Source organism: Paenibacillus marinisediminis (assembly GCF_054343325.1).
Window position 1 is genome coordinate 880091 of the sequence record NZ_JBTGUH010000001.1, and the last position, 15238, is coordinate 895328.

Annotated in this window: 24 protein-coding genes; 1 reads left to right on the plus strand and 23 read right to left on the minus strand. The window is 41.3% G+C overall.

Features of this window, described 5'->3' with window-relative positions:
- Positions 1–5: 5 nt before the first annotated feature.
- The 12 genes from ACXX53_RS03995 to ACXX53_RS04050 all read right to left on the minus strand — a co-directional run bounded on the left by ACXX53_RS03995 (position 6) and on the right by ACXX53_RS04050 (position 7358).
- On the minus strand, positions 6–884 hold the full coding sequence (locus tag ACXX53_RS03995) for an alpha/beta fold hydrolase (RefSeq protein ID WP_458567289.1): 879 nt from the start codon (positions 882–884) through the stop codon (positions 6–8).
- An 82-nt stretch (positions 885–966) separates the two neighbouring features.
- Positions 967–1386 (minus strand): metallothiol transferase FosB, encoded by a 420-nt coding sequence (gene fosB, locus ACXX53_RS04000; RefSeq protein ID WP_458567290.1) that lies wholly within the window; start codon positions 1384–1386, stop codon positions 967–969.
- A gap of 235 nt (positions 1387–1621) precedes the next feature.
- Positions 1622–1966, minus strand: coding sequence for a low molecular weight protein tyrosine phosphatase family protein (locus ACXX53_RS04005; RefSeq protein WP_458567676.1), 345 nt, complete (start codon positions 1964–1966; stop codon positions 1622–1624).
- 23 nt (positions 1967–1989) lie between these two features.
- Entirely contained in the window at positions 1990–2745 is a 756-nt protein-coding gene (locus ACXX53_RS04010; RefSeq protein ID WP_458567291.1) for a Nif3-like dinuclear metal center hexameric protein, read from the minus strand.
- A gap of 13 nt (positions 2746–2758) precedes the next feature.
- Positions 2759–3370 (minus strand): class I SAM-dependent methyltransferase, encoded by a 612-nt coding sequence (locus ACXX53_RS04015; RefSeq protein WP_458567292.1) that lies wholly within the window; start codon positions 3368–3370, stop codon positions 2759–2761.
- Between the two features lie 41 nt (positions 3371–3411).
- The gene (locus ACXX53_RS04020; RefSeq protein ID WP_458567293.1) at positions 3412–3927 is read right to left on the minus strand and encodes a DUF2569 domain-containing protein; all 516 of its coding nucleotides are present in this window, start codon (positions 3925–3927) and stop codon (positions 3412–3414) included.
- 21 nt (positions 3928–3948) lie between these two features.
- Positions 3949–4467 (minus strand): hypothetical protein, encoded by a 519-nt coding sequence (locus ACXX53_RS04025; RefSeq protein WP_458567294.1) that lies wholly within the window; start codon positions 4465–4467, stop codon positions 3949–3951.
- Positions 4468–4657: 190 nt separating this feature from the next.
- On the minus strand, positions 4658–5203 hold the full coding sequence (locus ACXX53_RS04030) for a histidine phosphatase family protein (protein ID WP_458567295.1): 546 nt from the start codon (positions 5201–5203) through the stop codon (positions 4658–4660).
- A gap of 21 nt (positions 5204–5224) precedes the next feature.
- On the minus strand, positions 5225–5884 hold the full coding sequence (locus ACXX53_RS04035) for a hypothetical protein (RefSeq protein ID WP_458567296.1): 660 nt from the start codon (positions 5882–5884) through the stop codon (positions 5225–5227).
- A gap of 60 nt (positions 5885–5944) precedes the next feature.
- Positions 5945–6556: an HD domain-containing protein gene (locus tag ACXX53_RS04040; RefSeq protein WP_458567297.1), complete on the minus strand. Its 612-nt coding sequence runs from the start codon at positions 6554–6556 to the stop codon at positions 5945–5947.
- A gap of 173 nt (positions 6557–6729) precedes the next feature.
- Positions 6730–7044 (minus strand): hypothetical protein, encoded by a 315-nt coding sequence (locus tag ACXX53_RS04045; RefSeq protein WP_458567298.1) that lies wholly within the window; start codon positions 7042–7044, stop codon positions 6730–6732.
- 74 nt (positions 7045–7118) lie between these two features.
- Positions 7119–7358, minus strand: coding sequence for a hypothetical protein (locus ACXX53_RS04050; RefSeq protein ID WP_458567299.1), 240 nt, complete (start codon positions 7356–7358; stop codon positions 7119–7121).
- A gap of 174 nt (positions 7359–7532) precedes the next feature.
- On the opposite strand from ACXX53_RS04050, the gene ACXX53_RS04055 reads away from it, so the two are divergent.
- Positions 7533–7811, plus strand: a complete 279-nt coding sequence (locus tag ACXX53_RS04055; RefSeq protein ID WP_458567300.1) for a hypothetical protein — start codon at positions 7533–7535, stop codon at positions 7809–7811.
- 50 nt (positions 7812–7861) lie between these two features.
- On the opposite strand, the gene ACXX53_RS04060 is transcribed toward ACXX53_RS04055, so the two are convergent.
- From ACXX53_RS04060 to ACXX53_RS04110, 11 genes are all read right to left on the minus strand, one after another.
- Positions 7862–8647: an alpha/beta fold hydrolase gene (locus ACXX53_RS04060; protein ID WP_458567301.1), complete on the minus strand. Its 786-nt coding sequence runs from the start codon at positions 8645–8647 to the stop codon at positions 7862–7864.
- A gap of 70 nt (positions 8648–8717) precedes the next feature.
- Complete coding sequence (locus tag ACXX53_RS04065; RefSeq protein ID WP_458567302.1) at positions 8718–9035, minus strand: hypothetical protein; 318 nt, start codon at positions 9033–9035, stop codon at positions 8718–8720.
- Between the two features lie 18 nt (positions 9036–9053).
- Entirely contained in the window at positions 9054–9527 is a 474-nt protein-coding gene (locus ACXX53_RS04070) for a DUF4362 domain-containing protein (protein ID WP_458567303.1), read from the minus strand.
- Positions 9528–9641: 114 nt separating this feature from the next.
- On the minus strand, positions 9642–10220 hold the full coding sequence (locus ACXX53_RS04075) for a GNAT family N-acetyltransferase (protein ID WP_458567304.1): 579 nt from the start codon (positions 10218–10220) through the stop codon (positions 9642–9644).
- A complete protein-coding gene (locus tag ACXX53_RS04080) occupies positions 10204–10662 on the minus strand; it encodes a GyrI-like domain-containing protein (RefSeq protein ID WP_458567677.1) in 459 nt (152 codons plus the stop codon). The genes ACXX53_RS04075 and ACXX53_RS04080 overlap by 17 nt, the downstream gene beginning before the upstream one ends.
- Before the next feature lie 89 nt (positions 10663–10751).
- On the minus strand, positions 10752–11405 hold the full coding sequence (locus ACXX53_RS04085) for a nucleotidyltransferase domain-containing protein (protein ID WP_458567305.1): 654 nt from the start codon (positions 11403–11405) through the stop codon (positions 10752–10754).
- Positions 11406–11464: 59 nt separating this feature from the next.
- The gene (locus tag ACXX53_RS04090) at positions 11465–11755 is read right to left on the minus strand and encodes an antibiotic biosynthesis monooxygenase family protein (protein ID WP_458567306.1); all 291 of its coding nucleotides are present in this window, start codon (positions 11753–11755) and stop codon (positions 11465–11467) included.
- 42 nt (positions 11756–11797) lie between these two features.
- Positions 11798–12361: a GNAT family N-acetyltransferase gene (locus ACXX53_RS04095; protein ID WP_458567307.1), complete on the minus strand. Its 564-nt coding sequence runs from the start codon at positions 12359–12361 to the stop codon at positions 11798–11800.
- Positions 12362–12378: 17 nt separating this feature from the next.
- Positions 12379–13281 carry a ChbG/HpnK family deacetylase gene (locus ACXX53_RS04100; RefSeq protein ID WP_458567308.1) on the minus strand — a complete coding sequence of 301 codons (903 nt, stop codon included), beginning with the start codon at positions 13279–13281 and terminating at the stop codon, positions 12379–12381.
- Positions 13282–13303: 22 nt separating this feature from the next.
- Complete coding sequence (locus tag ACXX53_RS04105) at positions 13304–14272, minus strand: GNAT family N-acetyltransferase (RefSeq protein WP_458567309.1); 969 nt, start codon at positions 14270–14272, stop codon at positions 13304–13306.
- A gap of 71 nt (positions 14273–14343) precedes the next feature.
- A complete protein-coding gene (locus tag ACXX53_RS04110) occupies positions 14344–14814 on the minus strand; it encodes a DinB family protein (RefSeq protein WP_458567310.1) in 471 nt (156 codons plus the stop codon).
- Positions 14815–15238: the final 424 nt, after the last annotated feature.

Below are 15238 nucleotides of genomic sequence, written 5' to 3' on the forward strand. Positions count from 1 at the left end.
CAACGCTAACTTAAGAAATAGCTAATGATCTCAGTATTCACTTCATCTGACTTCTCATGGTTTATCGTATGTCCCGCTTGCTTCACAATCTTATAATTCAGTTGATTCTCATTCAGCTTGTTTATAGCCATCGGATAACAGCTCAATATATCATGCTCCCCAATTAAAAATAGGGATTTATCTCGGATCAACTTGATCTGCTCGTTGCTAAATATCGTTATCATATGCCGCCTCATGGATAGTTTATTGAAATATTTGTTCAAGTAATACCAGTGCTTCATTAACTCCGGGTTATTCTCGATTGCTGAATAATTTGGGCCGCTCAGCTTTCGCAACAACCTCTTACAATTCGCATCAGTCGGAAATAACGTTTCAGGCAAGAATGCCTTCATCATCTTGAACATCACTTCCAATCGGCAGCTCGCTACTACACCTGCTATACAAACGATCTTCATAACCTTTAACGGTCTAAAAATGGCATAATGATACGCCAAGAATGCACCGTAAGATACTCCAGCAATGAATGTTGAATCAACGTTCATCGCTTCCAGTACTTCATCAAGCCACACTGTTTGGTCCAATTCCTTCGCATATCGATCATTGGGAACACTTTTTCCGGAACCGCCTATGATGTCAATTGCAATAACATAGAACATCTCGGATAGTTGTTGGATGCTATAGATCCACATCATCGCTGAATGATCTGCCATTCCGTGTAGTAGCAACAGCGGCGGATTAGTGGGTACACCTGCAGTAATAATATGAGTCTTCCCATAGACGGATGGAATATCTACTTGTTCATAAGCCACACCCCATGCTGCTAACAATTGGTCATAGGATTCATGGATCAATTCCTGGCCCAATCTTGATTTGTACCTCTTCATATGATCTCTCCAAGCTAAATGAGGTTCTTATCTGCTGCTGCATTTTCATATAACGCTATAGGATGTGTACAAAGCATTATTCTTATTCGTAAAATGTCATGTGCTCTTTATCCGCCTTATAATAGTTCAATCTATCCGATAACCGTCCGGTATGAAATTCAAACATATGCCCATCTGGATCTAAGAAGTAGACCGATTGCTTATCCCTATTATCCCTGGTTCGACCAGGTAATATATCCACTTTCAATTCTACAAGTCTATTAACGAGCGATTCAAAGTCTGCTTCCTCAACGGTAAATGCGATATGTGTATACGACCTGTTGTTCTGACTCCGATCGATCTCTTCTTCATTAAGCGCCAGCCATAAACCATTCAGGTCAAAATAAGCCAATCTTCTTCCCTTCACTAAAAGCTTTGCTTCAAATACATCGGTATAGAAGGCAATTGAGGTATCCAGGTTAGATACGGAGAAGCAGAGATGATTGATTTCTTTTATTTTCATGGTTAGCGTCATTCACCTTCTCAGTTCTTTCGTCTCTGCCAATATAGATTCAAGGAGTTCCATGATTCTTTCATCGTTCTTCTGCTTTTTCCTCAACCCGAGATCAATGTTAAATAATACGGCAATGACTATTAAAATAAGAATATATAACACTGGCTGATACCTCACCCTCATATTATTCTCTAGAATTCAAGCTAACGCTCATAGCATTCACAAATCTAAGAATTCTAAGGAATTATACATCCGTTAATGAATCAGGCAGCTCGATATACATGGAGACACTAGAGATCAGCATCCCGATTAGATCCTCATCCATGTATTGATACTCATCAGGAATGTTCAAGCAGATGATCTTCTTGTTATACGCGGAATCACTGAACTTCTCTTGTATTCTCCTCAGATGCTTCTTCTCCATCACAAATATGAGGTCTGCCCACCCGATATGCCCTTCTGTTACCTTAATTCTTGCATTCGCCTCTGTACCCGCAGATCGAACTTCATAATCATTGATTCCGTGAAATATCTTCTCCGCAGTTAAGCTTCTCCACTTATTCTGGCTGCATATAAATAAAAGTTTAATATCTAGTCACCATCCACTGTTTGTCATTCAACGTGTTCTTCTATTAACTGCACGATCTCTACGTCCGGATGCAGTTCCTTTATCTTCTGTGCAAATGACCTTACCCCGAATATTTCTGTAAACGTGTGGCTTCCCACGATTAAGTTCAACCCCATATACTGAGCATACTGGACCGTATATAATGACTTTTCTCCTGTTATGTACACATCACACTCCAGATCGAACGCGTCTCGAATGTTATCTGTAGAATTCCCTGCACCTGTCAGAATTCCAATTCGTTTAATGAGTCGGTCAGAGTTCTTCCATGACTTCACATCTTCAGCCAATTCATTCTTTACTTTATCTACGAGTTCTTCAAATGTAATAGGCACATCAAGCTCACCTACACCTGGAACACTTCTATCTTCTTCATGAACTGAACGTTGGATCAGGTTCTCGATCCCGAGCACCTCAAACAACGAATAGCAAGTCCCGAACTCCGCATAATCCAATGGCAAATGTACAAATAAATGATTGATATGGTGCTCCTTCAAGAGCGCGTGACATTCTTCTTTCATTCCATACATGAAATTCCACGCATCATGATGCGTAATGATCAGCTGAACCTGCTTCTCGGCAGCCTGTCTCACGATATCCGGTGTTATGTTAGTCGAATACCCTATACGATGAATCTCCTCGGGACCGTAATGATAGTGAGCATATTCTTCTCCCTCTTCAAACTGGTCAAGCCATTCTCCAAATAACCGTTTAAATGTATGTAGCAGTTGCGCCCGCTTCATGTTATCTGCCTCCTTAGGAATTGATTGTCGGTTTCGCTCTGACTAGATGAACCATGTTAAGCCAGTGCCTCTCAGCTTTCTCGATTGTGATACCCGACTCTTCGATCAGACCTAGAATGTCCCTTGTATGGTGACATCCAAACGCACGATAGAGGAGAGGGTTAAGCGTTTTCTGCATAGCGGCTATCATAATTTTCGAACTAATCCCATGCTCCATAAGCAGGATGACCCCATCTGGCTTGCACCATCTGTTGATCTTATTTAATACCATTAGCGGATCTTCATAACTGCATAGTGATAACGTCGAAACGATCGTATCAAACGATTGATCTTCAACATTCATATGTTCAATGTCAGAACATATAAACTCAGCGTTAACACGATGATGCTTAGCTGCCTGTCTCGCTTTCTCAATCATAGCTGGGCTGAAGTCAGTAGCGGTAATTCTAACATCAGGAGGATAGAATGGAAAATTAGCACCTGCGCCTACCGCAAGTTCAAGCACCTCGCCCTTTGCATGACTCAAGAGATGCTGACGCCAACGTGCCATTTCCAGGTTCTCCCGCTTCTTGGCATATTGGTTCGCTTGTTTATCAAAAATGCGGATTAACCGCTGCTTCTTCATACATCTCTCTCCTTATGCGTGGTGTAGGGCATATTATGAATCTATCTGATGAATGTGTTCTGTACTCTCTCAGACTTCAGAAAGTATGGTATCCAGATCATACAAGTTATTATTGCTCTAACCATATCTTTCAATATGCTGCCATCATCTAATCCATTAGCTATCGGTAATTGACTCATTAAGACATAATCAACAATTGCAATGATCAAACTTAAAGTATAGAAAGCAATCATCAATTTAGGAAATATAGTTTTCTTGCGATACATATTAATGAGACAGTAGATACTAAACAGCAGATTAAGAGTATTAAACACTCCTGCGAAAATAATGGTGAAGCCCCACAAAGGATGATACAGGTCTGAATTCACTGAGGTTAAAGGATCCCATATTTCTGAAGATAATGATGGAATGGTGTAGGTAAATAATGAGTTAATTAGCATGATGATCGTTGCATAGAGTCCAATCTGAATTAATACTAACCATCCACCTAGTCCAGATACTCCTAAAGGCAATTGCCTCTCCACATGAATATTGCTCTCTGAAGGCTTAGTTTCCATGATACCCCTCTTTTCAATCCTTCACCATTCAACTAGCACTTGGTCATCTTCATCGTATGCTGTCACATCATACAGCTTCCCCATGAACATATGTGGTTCTATACTATTGAATGATTCTGGCATTTCTAATATAAATGTATTGTTAACCGCATTGGTTTCCTGTCTCTCACCATTTTCATATTCAATGACTATCCTCTTCGCTGGAATGTCCGTATACACCGCACCCCATATGAAATTTCCGATGCCTTCCTTTTGTTCTGCTACAACCAATAGCGGGATTCCATTATCAGGACTTGTTCTCCATCCTGAACTCTGACTATTATCGTAATAGTATTTGTGATTCTTATACTTATACACACCGAATACATACTGTGTCTGATCTAGATAAATGACCAATCTATGTTCCTTATCCTCATTCTTAATTGAGATTGGTGTTTCCCATTGAGACTGTACAGCTTCTTGAAGAGAATTATACCCGCACCCACTAATAAGAATCGAGATCACAATGACTGAAATGATGACGTACAGAAGTCTTTTCATAAGTCTCCTTACCACTTGAATTATTCTAGACAATACCTATCCTTAATAATCCAATAATCCTTTTTCTGTCCCCATGAACTGTAGCTTGCTTCAGCCTGTTTCTTGTACTTCCCGAAGTGAATTAAGCTTTTCAACATTTCGATTCGCTGTCATCGACAGCTTAAGGAGGGCATTCTGTTGTCTTCAGATTCTATGTCCAGATGCGGTGAATCTTCATTTCGCTTCGATCATCACTTACCTGTAACTGATAGATATCCGGGTTAGTCAAGCTTCTCCATTCTTCAAAGCCGAATGCTTGATTATAGTGTCTAATCATAAGGGACATTAGCGCCCCATGGGTCACGACAATCGCGTTGGATTCATGTCTGTCCAGCAGCTCATGAATGACTTCCATGCCTCTTCGCATTGCTTCGTTGGATGATTCTCCACCCTCATATTTAAGATCGGCGTTATGATAGGTTTCACGCAGCTTATCCATCCATTCATCCAAGTGATGTGAGCTCAATACACGCTCCTTAAGCCTCTCATCTATTTGCAGATCTAAGTTCATCCTCTCGCATAACGGCCTTATCGTTTCAACTGCTCTAGTAAATGGACTTGAAACCACATAATCAATATCTAGTTGTGCAAAATAGTCAGCTAATTCTACAGCCTGCTGCTCCCCTTCTACAGTAAGGGTGGCTTCCGCCTCTTGCCCCTCTGCCTTGCAGTGCCTGACAAGGTATATATTTTTCATAGTATCCTTCTCCTTCGGATCTTACTCATACGCAAACCACACTCTGATCTCACTTACTTTTCCGTTCATAAGCTTAAACGATATTCCTGTCTTTTCACCCATCGATATTTGTTTATCATTCTCGAAGAAGTTGTAATATTCCTTGCCATATGCATCAATAACTTCATCCCTGGTCGATCCAACTGTGATACCTCGATTCATAACGAACAGCGGCTTCGTGAGCTCATACCATCTAAGGTATTCATTATCGCCATCCACATTATATTCAACCTTCATTCCGTCAAAATGTAATGTGTGCAGGTTGCCTCCACCATGTAAGTATTCAGTCACTTCCTCGTTCAGAGGTTGACCCATAACTTCCTTGATCTTCGACATCGTCATCGTTCTTGGCGTCAACATGACAGGATCTGAGAGCAGCTTCTCTTCAAATACGTTGAAAGAAGGAGTGCTTACTCCGCTGTTTAATGCTTGAATCTGATTCTCTAGTCTTACTTTCTCCTGTTCGTATCGGGCAATGGCTGCCTCTTTCTCTTTGAGTTCTTCTGTCAGCTTAGTGGTTGTGTCCTTCATCTGTTCTATTTGGCTCTGAAGCTCTGCATTCTGTTCCTCCATGCCTTTGGTATCGCTGCATCCAACTAATAATAAGGCTGCCGTAAAGAAAATTATCGCTGCTGCTCTCAATGCTACACCTCCCACTCTATTAAAACGATTATTGCAATGATATGGCTTGCTACGAGTCGTTCACCATTCTATTTCTCCATTGCATTCTAGAGTGAAGCGCTCTTGGTATGCCCGCTCAAACTCGATCTTCTTATCATATATTTCCTTGGATAGATCATAATTCAGGACATTTCTGTTGTTCTTAATATATTGTGCGTGTTCTGCACTTTCCCATAATCGAATCGCATCGAATACATTTTCCTCTGTATGAGCGCTGTACATGAATTTCAACCACATCTGCAACGATCCAAAATGATCAATCACGTCCGCATCCTGAACTATTTTCACGTAGAATGGTTGATTTTCTTGCTGCCTGCAGTTATGAAACTCAATAATTTCTGATACTTGTGTCAATTCTTGTCCTGTACAATATTCTTTCAGTAAACTAGGTATTAGATATGCTCCGGTTTGGTTATGAGGTTCTATTCCTTTCGTAACATCGTGAAATAATGCACCCATATATATAATGTCATCCATGGAGTCCTGTTCTGGAAATATGGCATTTCTTAATCTCAACGCAATCTTAGCTACTCGTTCGCCGTGATAATAGATGAATCCCCGCTCTCTTTGCAGATGAGACTTTCGTTTACTCATGGTCTTGAACGCCACTTCTTGAATTAGCTGAATGTTCAACAAGAATCACTTCCTTATAGTGAATGATGCTGGACTAAGTCTTATTAGCAACAAAGCCCACCTTCGAGGGTCAACCTTTGGGGTGGGCTTACTTGTTCATGGTGTTATTATGGATTTTACCTTTATTTTCATATATGTACAATCATACTTAGGTGTCGACCCTATAGGGTATTCTACTTCAACATGCACATTATATTGATAGCCTTATCAGCCATATCTAGTTGAATCTTTGTAATCAAAAGTAGATTATTGATCTGAGCTTCGGTAGTGCTTCTTCTCTCATCAAACAATCCGTTTAAGGAGTTGATCTTCTTTATTAGCTTAGGAACTTCCCAGACCGAACGAATGGCTGCTGCTCCATAATAACCAAGCAGTGGAAGGTTGATAGCGTCATCCCATCCTTCAGTCCGAAGACCTTCAATGTAGGAATCGATTATCTTAAACTTTGAGCTTTCATACATTTCTTGGGGGATGCTAGCCTTACTCATGCATAGTCCGAAGAACCTTCCTAACTCCTCTCCTACACCGGAAATGCTTGTGAACTGCCAATCTATCGCAGTTATCATTTTCGATTCGGATCTGGACTCAACAGTTTAAGCACGAATGACCATACTATCGACTGCTCCTTATGCTGAACTTGTCCGTGAATGTGAAAGACTCCTCCAGTTGTAAAGTTAGGCGTCTTGTAATTAAAGGAGGTTATTTCCCACGATCTGAGGATTACAGCTGAGCTGTCGTACATTTTACTCACATAATGCTGTATGATCTCATCATTAATTCCAACGCTTAGATTGGTTGGCATTAACCTATTCCTCTTAGTCCTTACGCTGATTCTATATAAGTTGATCAAGTTCAGGAATTTTCTATTCATTAGGGTGGCGTTTATTCGAAATGTTCTTGCTTTCTTTGACACAATGGATCATCCATATGTAAAATATTGAGTATACGCTTGATTGATCATAATGGAGGGATTCAATTGGACTTTACATTCATAGACCTATTGTTATTAGCAGTCATCGTTTATTTACTCTTTATGATTACTAAACTTGAAGGCCGTATCAAAAGAATGAACTATACTTTGGACCAGATGGCCAAAGAAATGGGAATCAGTGATAAACAAGTAAACAGTTATTTGCGCAAGCTGCTGCAAGAAGGCCATGAGGTTGAAGCCGTTAAAGAGGTTAGAGACACACTAGGACTGTCTTTAGTAGAAGCCAAACAATATGTTGACGCTTTAAAGCTTGAGAATAAATAATCCTTAAGCTCGTTTCATTCCGTCCGATCGGAATTACTCGGCTTGTCGATTCAATAGCTGAGCTCTTCCAGCAACAGCTTCACAAATGTATCCCTCGCATGCCGTTCTGTCCATGGTTTATGCCCGCATTTCTCTAACAGGGTGTAATGGAAGGATTGGACAGTTCCTGTAAGAGGTTCAATCACCCCTTCAACCGGATGTGGATCATAATCTCCATGAAATACGGATACAGGACACCTTATATTAGCGGTCAGCTGTAATAACTGACCACTCTTTCTTAATGCACTCGCTTCCTGCCATATACGATCGTGCATGTAGAAGTTAACCTCAGTCCGTTCTGCCACGTCCGGGAAGATAGAGTCGTAACCATCTACGTTACTAATAAGCTGGCCTAATTGCTTTAAGATGTCATCTTTATGTATGTCCTGTTGAAGAAGCTTCTGCTGCAGCTCTCTAAAGGCCTGCATTTCTTCCTCGCTCATACGCTTGAATCGAGTCGCCATAATCTCTGATGCATAAGACTCTTCGAAGGGTCCGCTGCTAACCAGTATGAGTTTCCTAACCTTATCTGGATGTAAAGATGCATATATGGAACCGAGCCATGCTCCCCAAGAATACCCCACCAATACTACGGGTTCATGGCTGTGTTGTTCGATGAGCTCATTCAACTCTATCACCAGTTCTGAGATCGATGTCTTCGTCTGCAAGGACTCTATGATCCCGATTGAAGCAGATAGTGTCTTCGCCAGTGGTTCCATTTCGCCTATAGCACCTGGTCCGCCGTGCAACAGTATCGTTTGATATGGCGGATCGCCATGAACTCTATAATTATTCATGAAATTGCCCACACGCTCCACTTCACGACCATTTTCCTTATTAGAGGTACCTTCATACATGGTTATAATCTCACGTGATACTCGTCATGATATCACTGTAGGCCTCTTCTTCGATTAGAGAATGATCTCTGTGCAGTATGCTGGTGAATGCCTCGTATAGCTTCTGTATGTCGGGTTCCATATTAATAAGCTGTTGACTATTCTGATACTCTTGTTCACTCTGATAGATCTGTATTTCCTCGATGATTCCTGGCCGTTCCTTACTCTCCATGACCATGATCGTGTAATCCGTATATCGTTTGTATATTTCATGAGCCTCTGCGAGCACTCTTCTGTACTCTTCCATCTTATTGAGATCTATCTGATACATATATTTCTTAATGTACATTCCTTATCTCCCGAAATATCATTCTTTTGGAAACCAAAACGTGTCGCCAGTATCATTCTTACATTCAGTCAGTACATAATACTCTTGACCATTCTCGCTTTTCTTCGTTCCAATCCCCTTACAAGTGGTTGTTGGTCTGCCACTATCAGAACCAAAAGCATCCATGGAATTATCATATGTAAACTGAATAGCATTACCATCAAAAATTAATTCGTAAAAAATAGGGTCTCCTTCATCGGTATATTGAGTAATGCGAATTTGATCTGCTTGATTGTTTTTCACATTCTCAATAAACTGATTCCATTTATCTATATTCATATACTTTCCATGGACGTTAACCACATCACCATTTTCAGCTGCTTGTTCAGAACTATAGGGCTCTGTTACTTTTGGGAAACCCAGCTCTTTAATAGGTGAGTCATGTTCACCACTATTACTGCAAGCAGACAACAGTAAAGACGCTAACGCCAACATAATCATATATTTTTTCATCTAATCACCTCACGTTTACAATAACGCTTAATGCGTTGTAAATGTTTCAAGATGACAGATTCTTCAAGGCCCCATATTCCATGGATGCAGCGTTCCTACGGTAGATACAGATAGCTAAACCTCACCTATAACATTGTCTACATAGTCATTCACTCGACATAACCAGACCATGTGAACAGAATCGGGTCCCCAATAATCCTGAACAACGGTATGGGGCTCGCCAAATTTGCGCGTCCATCTTCTCTGTGCCCTTCGGAAGCCGCTGTCCAAGCAGAACTGCTCAATCCCTTGCTCCTTGAGATGTGTTGCCATAGCTTTAATTAAAGCCGAACCCACACCTTGATCCTGATATTCAGGCAGCACATATAAGCCTCCAAGTTCGCCCACGCCATCTAGCTGATTATGAGTACATGCTTTAACATCTTCACCACACGGACCAAATGAGATTGTACCGATGACTGTCTCATCTCGTTTCGCAAGCAAGAAATAGATACCCGAATCGGTCCGTTCCAGTGATGCATGAAGCAGACTCTTCTTATACTCAATCTCTTGATGGATATCGTCTATTAATTGGCCGAGCCCCTCTTTCTCAAAGGCATCTGGAATTGATTTCTTAAAAACTCGGTATGCCGCTTCCAGGTCAAATGAGGTGAGAGTGCTCAGAGTTACATTAGATCTATTTGATGGTGTCATACAAGTCCACCTCAAGATCACTAGTCTCTCCATTTCCCCATTCACTAGAGATCTCTAGATGCCAAGCTCTATGCAACCGTTCAAGATTATTGGCTTCGATCCAGGCATGCAGTTTTTCATATGTGTTTCTGATTTCAACATTTGGACCCTGGTGTGTAAGGACTGCATATTTTTGTTTAGGGACAACCAATGAAACCATGCCCTCTGGAACTAGACTAATCTCGCTTACCTCCACACAGGCCCAATAACCGTCTTCCTCTTCTGAGTAATCTCCAACCACAAATGCTCCAATTAGCCTTGATGGTATTACAGCATTCTGAATCTCGGTCAGCCTTTCTTTAAGCGTCAGAGTTGCCTTAGGAATTTCATGGACATACTGATCTCCTGAACACACTACTCTGATTCCAACCAATTTCATTTCATCAAGTTCGACGATTCTCACAAGATCCACCCTTCCGCTTCCGCATACGCTCATTTTCCTGTAACAATCCCATTCCATCATCTCCGCAGTATCCTATAACAATCATAATGTCACAATTTCTGCAGCCACGGATGGTCTCCTGTGTGCACGACTTCAAGAGCTTGCTTGAACCATAGCTTCTGCTCATCGTTAAGGTAAGATAGGACCATATTGAAATCATGATGATGATCCTCGGAATCAGGTCCATCTAGATAGGTTGATTTATTGAGGAGTACCATTTCCGGTGATAATAAACGATGTCCGTGCCTTACAACAGTCGCCTTTTCTAGGCTCCTCTTTACGTTTTCATTTCGTGAATAATAGAAGTCATCGTGATCCCTACGATTAAATAGAAATTCTACATAATTAAAATCATGCTGCTCCTCATTGGCAAATGTGAATCGATAATTATGTCCGCCTATTGGCTCTAGGTGACAGCGTGTTTCACTGATTGTAAAGCAGAATAGATTGCGATTCTCGCGGCTGTCATTTGTAAATAGCTCCTGTATTATCCCGCCGCCGCATGCTTCAAATACTCTCCATCCTGCACTCAACATGTAAGTAATGATTGTGCCTCGATCTTCCCAATACACAGCTATATCGATGTCTTTATGCGATCTCGTGTCCTGTCCGATATACAAGTCTATTGCTCCGCCGCCGCAAATAGCCCAATCGAAGCTAGCATGTTCTAAAAAAGCTCTCGCTTGCGAAATGATATGATGCATTGTAGTCTACTCCTCTGGGTAGGTATCATGAATAAGGATTCGCTCAAGGTTCGGAGAGCTTAGAATATTCTTGTGTAATGTTCAACGATCGGGAACGGATCATAATAATGATGCAGCAGCGCCTTCCACTCCTGATATTCAAGCGAACCGCGAAAGCCTATGGTGTGATCCTCTATCGTTTCCCATTTTACTAATAACAAGTATTTATGCTCATCCTCTATACACTTTTGCAGCTCATGATCGATGTAGCCCTTCATTCCTGATATAATCACGGATGCCTGTCTAAAGCTTTCTTCGAATGGTTCAGTCAGTCCCGATTTGACTTGCAATACTGCTGCTTCAAGTATCATAGGCATGCATCCTTTGTTATATAAGATCCAAAACGACTGCTTCTACTGCTTGCTTAATGGTTCATCCCCCATTTCCTTATCCAAGTTGTATTCATGCTCTAATATCGAAAATAGATACGAATCAAGGTACTTCCCTCTGTGCCACAAATGTTCCCGCAGATGACCTTCCTGCTTCATGCCGATCTTCATTAACACATTTGCTGACCCTTTATTCATAGGTCTACATGTAGCAAACACTCGGTGTACGTTGAAGGTCTCATATCCGAGCTTTAACATGGCTCTTGCCGCCTCAGTAGCATAACCGTTGCCCCAATATTCTTGGTTGAAGCAATAGCCGATCTCAGCATTACGACCCATGATGTAGATTCCACAGCCGCCTATTAGCTGATTCGTCTCCCTCAATACGACTGCGAATTCATAATCGGTCCGCTCTGGAGACTGCTGCTTTACAAGCTGCTGCTCAATGTGAGCTATTGTATCCTCTTCGCTATTGGGTCCCCAGGTCATATGTTTCGTGACTTCACTATGGGATGCATATACGTGCACGTCCTTCCAATCCTCCATAGTTAGATCACGTATCCATAATCTGTTCGTTTCTAATTGCATAGCACAACGCCTCCCGCTTATCTAGATTCCATCTTATTCGTTCGATATAGATCTCTAATTTCTTTCCAGGTTACGATGCTGATCCCCTCTTGCTGGATGAAAGACCATAACTCAGGGTCCGTAAATAATCTATATTCCATCACTCTCTTTATATTGCCTGCTGCTGAACTCGATCCATCACTGTTCCACTCCGTAGTTTCGGGATGAATGACGACCTGAGTAATCCCTGGTTTCATATCCTTCATGGCTTTCATCATCATCACTTTAAAGCTCTCATAGGTTTCGCCCTCTTGAAGCTGATAGGGAGGGGTGATCATGTCATCTATCAACGGAATATTTCGATCATCAGCCAGTTGAATGATTTGAGAGAAACGAGCTTTCTGCTCATTGGTGAAAAAGGGCTTCTCTACGATATTTCTAGGAAACAGAAATGGCAGCCCGTACATCTCACATATATCAAATACAGCATCTATGAAATCACGCCCCGTCATTAGTCCCAGTAAGCTCCCTTGATGATTATCTAAGTGCGTAGGGTCTATTCCAAGAGATATAGCCTTCTCGATCTGAGATTGCAGTTCCAGCCTAACTTGTTCTCGGTCGGCTTTTATCTCAACTTCATAAGAGTCTGAATGGAAATATCCGTTTTCGTCAACTAAGCTGTCGACCTGATCCGATGGACTGACCGGTTGATGTGCTCCTGTAAGTGTCAGATGAATTCCTACTTGTGGGTTGTGCAGCTTATTACATAACTCAGTAGCCTCTTGCACTTCATCAGCAGGTACAATCAGTGAGGTCGATATCTTCTGGTTGGATTGCATTAAATCATAAATGGCTTCGTTGGCTCGTCTATTGATGCCATAATCATCAGCATTGATGATGATTAACCGTTCACTCTTCGAATATCCTAATCTAGTATGCACGTATGTCCTCCTCAACAACGAACTATAACTTCTTTACCATTCTGTAGTTCCCAGGCACAGCTATAAAATGGAGTTGGTCTCTGTTGATTCTCAGCATAGGCTTGTTCAATGAATCATTGTTGGTGCGCATGTATTTCATGTCCAGATTCAATGCAAGTTCGATACTTTTCAGTTTAAGAGTTAGGCCTATGCCTTGCCCCCGATACTCTTTCTTTACCCCCGTATATTCGTGATACACACTCTGTGTTGATGGATGATGGAGCAGATGCACAACCCCGATATATCGGTCTTGATCCATCGCGATCAGCACATATTCTGGCTTAGATCCCGGCAACTCTAAAGTCCACTTTCTCCACTCGTTGAATTCGAAGAACTCACCATCGAAGCCAGGGATGTCATAACTGGTCTCTTTGTATAATTCGTATAGCTTTAGCTCTTTATCGGCCTCCTTGATTTCGGATAGAGAAAGAACAGTTAACTCAGGGTTCATATCTTTAAGCTTATTCCGATCAAACGATGAGAGATCCAAGACGGATTCATAGGAATGTCTCTCTACCTCGTACCCCATCTTCTCCGCAAATGATACTGCACTTTCTGCATCATCACGGACTTCATAACACAATTCACTTGCCCCGTTGCTGCTTGCCCATTGCTCTAAGCGGTTATAAAGTTCAGTGCCTATCCCTTGATTGCGATGGCTCGGTGCAACAACAAGTGTATGATTCAACTTACCTGCAGCAGTCCACGGCGCTCTCCATGAGATCCCGTAACCTACTAGCTTATCGTCCTCATCGACAGCCACTATCCGATATCGATCGAAACCAATTAATAATCCAGCTTCATTCTTCCCCAGCATTCCCGTGGACGGAATCTTGGAGTCCTCATCCGCTAGTTTCTCTGCATCCGTCTGTTCCGACAATATATAGTTGAGCAGATCAGCAATCTGTCCGTAGTCTTCTGGAATGTGTATGTTTCGAATCGTAATCGTCATTTCGTCCCCCCTGGAAATAAGATATATGTAAGAAAGACCAAGTGCTGCGAACACTTGGCCTTTACAATTGGTTAGGATTTTATCAATCTCGCGATCTGCTTTTTGTGGTGTTTGTCATGAGGTATAAATCCCCTTAAATATTTTCGGATACTAAACTTCTTCTTATCGCCATCCACATATTCTTTGATGTATTCCTCTTCACTTAGCTCTGAAATATCATTAATAATCTTCGATCTGTACTCCACAAATTGATCAAGGATTGATTTCTTGGATTGAGTCATGGCGTATTCTACTGCATTAGCATTGAATTCATTGAAATTCAGATGTCTAACCGTTAAGGGTTCTCCCCGCTTGATCTTTGCAATTGCTTCTTCATAAAAATACTTATCCCACAGCATGATATGGCAGATAACGTCCTTCAACGTCCATTTTCCTTCAGATAGGGGTGAGTTCCATAGACTTTCATCTAGATCATCTAATGCTATTACAAATGGTATAAACGACTTAAACTCTTCTATCATTTCTGCATTGGTCTTTGCCATTCATCATCACGTCTCCTATAGGATTGATATTTATTCTGGTGCTACCTCCATCGAATATTTGTCTCTGAGAATTGATAGATCAATAACGATATCATGGAAACGCACACCAGAACATTCACTATCGTTAAATTGTTAGTAGTCTGATTTATTTTAATGATACAAAGGAGAATCGAATACACTGTTATAGATTGGAAAATATGCTTCTTATATTCATCATTCGCATTTCTAGATATAGCTATGAGTGAAAAGAAAAACCCAAGGGCCAAACCACTAATCATAAGCATAATTACATCATCTACCTTATCATGTGATTACACTGCCATCTTGATTAATCTAACATTCCTATATGACGAAATGCCCGACCATATGTAGCTCCTATCTTAGAAGGGAGGCTTGTATGCTGAGATGCTCCTATAATTATACA

Excerpts from the sequence above, each read along its gene's own strand:
- ACXX53_RS04105 (WP_458567309.1), bottom strand. The coding sequence starts at position 14,272 with ATGACGATTACGATTCGAAACATACACATTCCAGAAGACTACGGACAG.
- ACXX53_RS04030 (WP_458567295.1), bottom strand. The coding sequence starts at position 5,203 with ATGAAAAATATATACCTTGTCAGGCACTGCAAGGCAGAGGGGCAAGAG.
- ACXX53_RS04070 (WP_458567303.1), bottom strand. The coding sequence starts at position 9,527 with ATGAAAAAATATATGATTATGTTGGCGTTAGCGTCTTTACTGTTGTCT.
- ACXX53_RS04025 (WP_458567294.1), bottom strand. The coding sequence starts at position 4,467 with ATGAAAAGACTTCTGTACGTCATCATTTCAGTCATTGTGATCTCGATT.
- ACXX53_RS03995 (WP_458567289.1), bottom strand. The coding sequence starts at position 884 with ATGAAGAGGTACAAATCAAGATTGGGCCAGGAATTGATCCATGAATCC.
- ACXX53_RS04010 (WP_458567291.1), bottom strand. The coding sequence starts at position 2,745 with ATGAAGCGGGCGCAACTGCTACATACATTTAAACGGTTATTTGGAGAA.
- ACXX53_RS04015 (WP_458567292.1), bottom strand. The coding sequence starts at position 3,370 with ATGAAGAAGCAGCGGTTAATCCGCATTTTTGATAAACAAGCGAACCAA.
- ACXX53_RS04020 (WP_458567293.1), bottom strand. The coding sequence starts at position 3,927 with ATGGAAACTAAGCCTTCAGAGAGCAATATTCATGTGGAGAGGCAATTG.
- ACXX53_RS04110 (WP_458567310.1), bottom strand. The coding sequence starts at position 14,814 with ATGGCAAAGACCAATGCAGAAATGATAGAAGAGTTTAAGTCGTTTATA.
- ACXX53_RS04050 (WP_458567299.1), bottom strand. The coding sequence starts at position 7,358 with ATGCCAACCAATCTAAGCGTTGGAATTAATGATGAGATCATACAGCAT.
- ACXX53_RS04065 (WP_458567302.1), bottom strand. The coding sequence starts at position 9,035 with ATGTACATTAAGAAATATATGTATCAGATAGATCTCAATAAGATGGAA.
- ACXX53_RS04090 (WP_458567306.1), bottom strand. The coding sequence starts at position 11,755 with ATGATACTTGAAGCAGCAGTATTGCAAGTCAAATCGGGACTGACTGAA.
- ACXX53_RS04085 (WP_458567305.1), bottom strand. The coding sequence starts at position 11,405 with ATGCATCATATCATTTCGCAAGCGAGAGCTTTTTTAGAACATGCTAGC.
- ACXX53_RS04060 (WP_458567301.1), bottom strand. The coding sequence starts at position 8,647 with ATGAATAATTATAGAGTTCATGGCGATCCGCCATATCAAACGATACTG.
- ACXX53_RS04075 (WP_458567304.1), bottom strand. The coding sequence starts at position 10,220 with ATGACACCATCAAATAGATCTAATGTAACTCTGAGCACTCTCACCTCA.
- ACXX53_RS04095 (WP_458567307.1), bottom strand. The coding sequence starts at position 12,361 with ATGCAATTAGAAACGAACAGATTATGGATACGTGATCTAACTATGGAG.
- ACXX53_RS04045 (WP_458567298.1), bottom strand. The coding sequence starts at position 7,044 with ATGAGTAAGGCTAGCATCCCCCAAGAAATGTATGAAAGCTCAAAGTTT.
- fosB (WP_458567290.1), bottom strand. The coding sequence starts at position 1,386 with ATGAAAATAAAAGAAATCAATCATCTCTGCTTCTCCGTATCTAACCTG.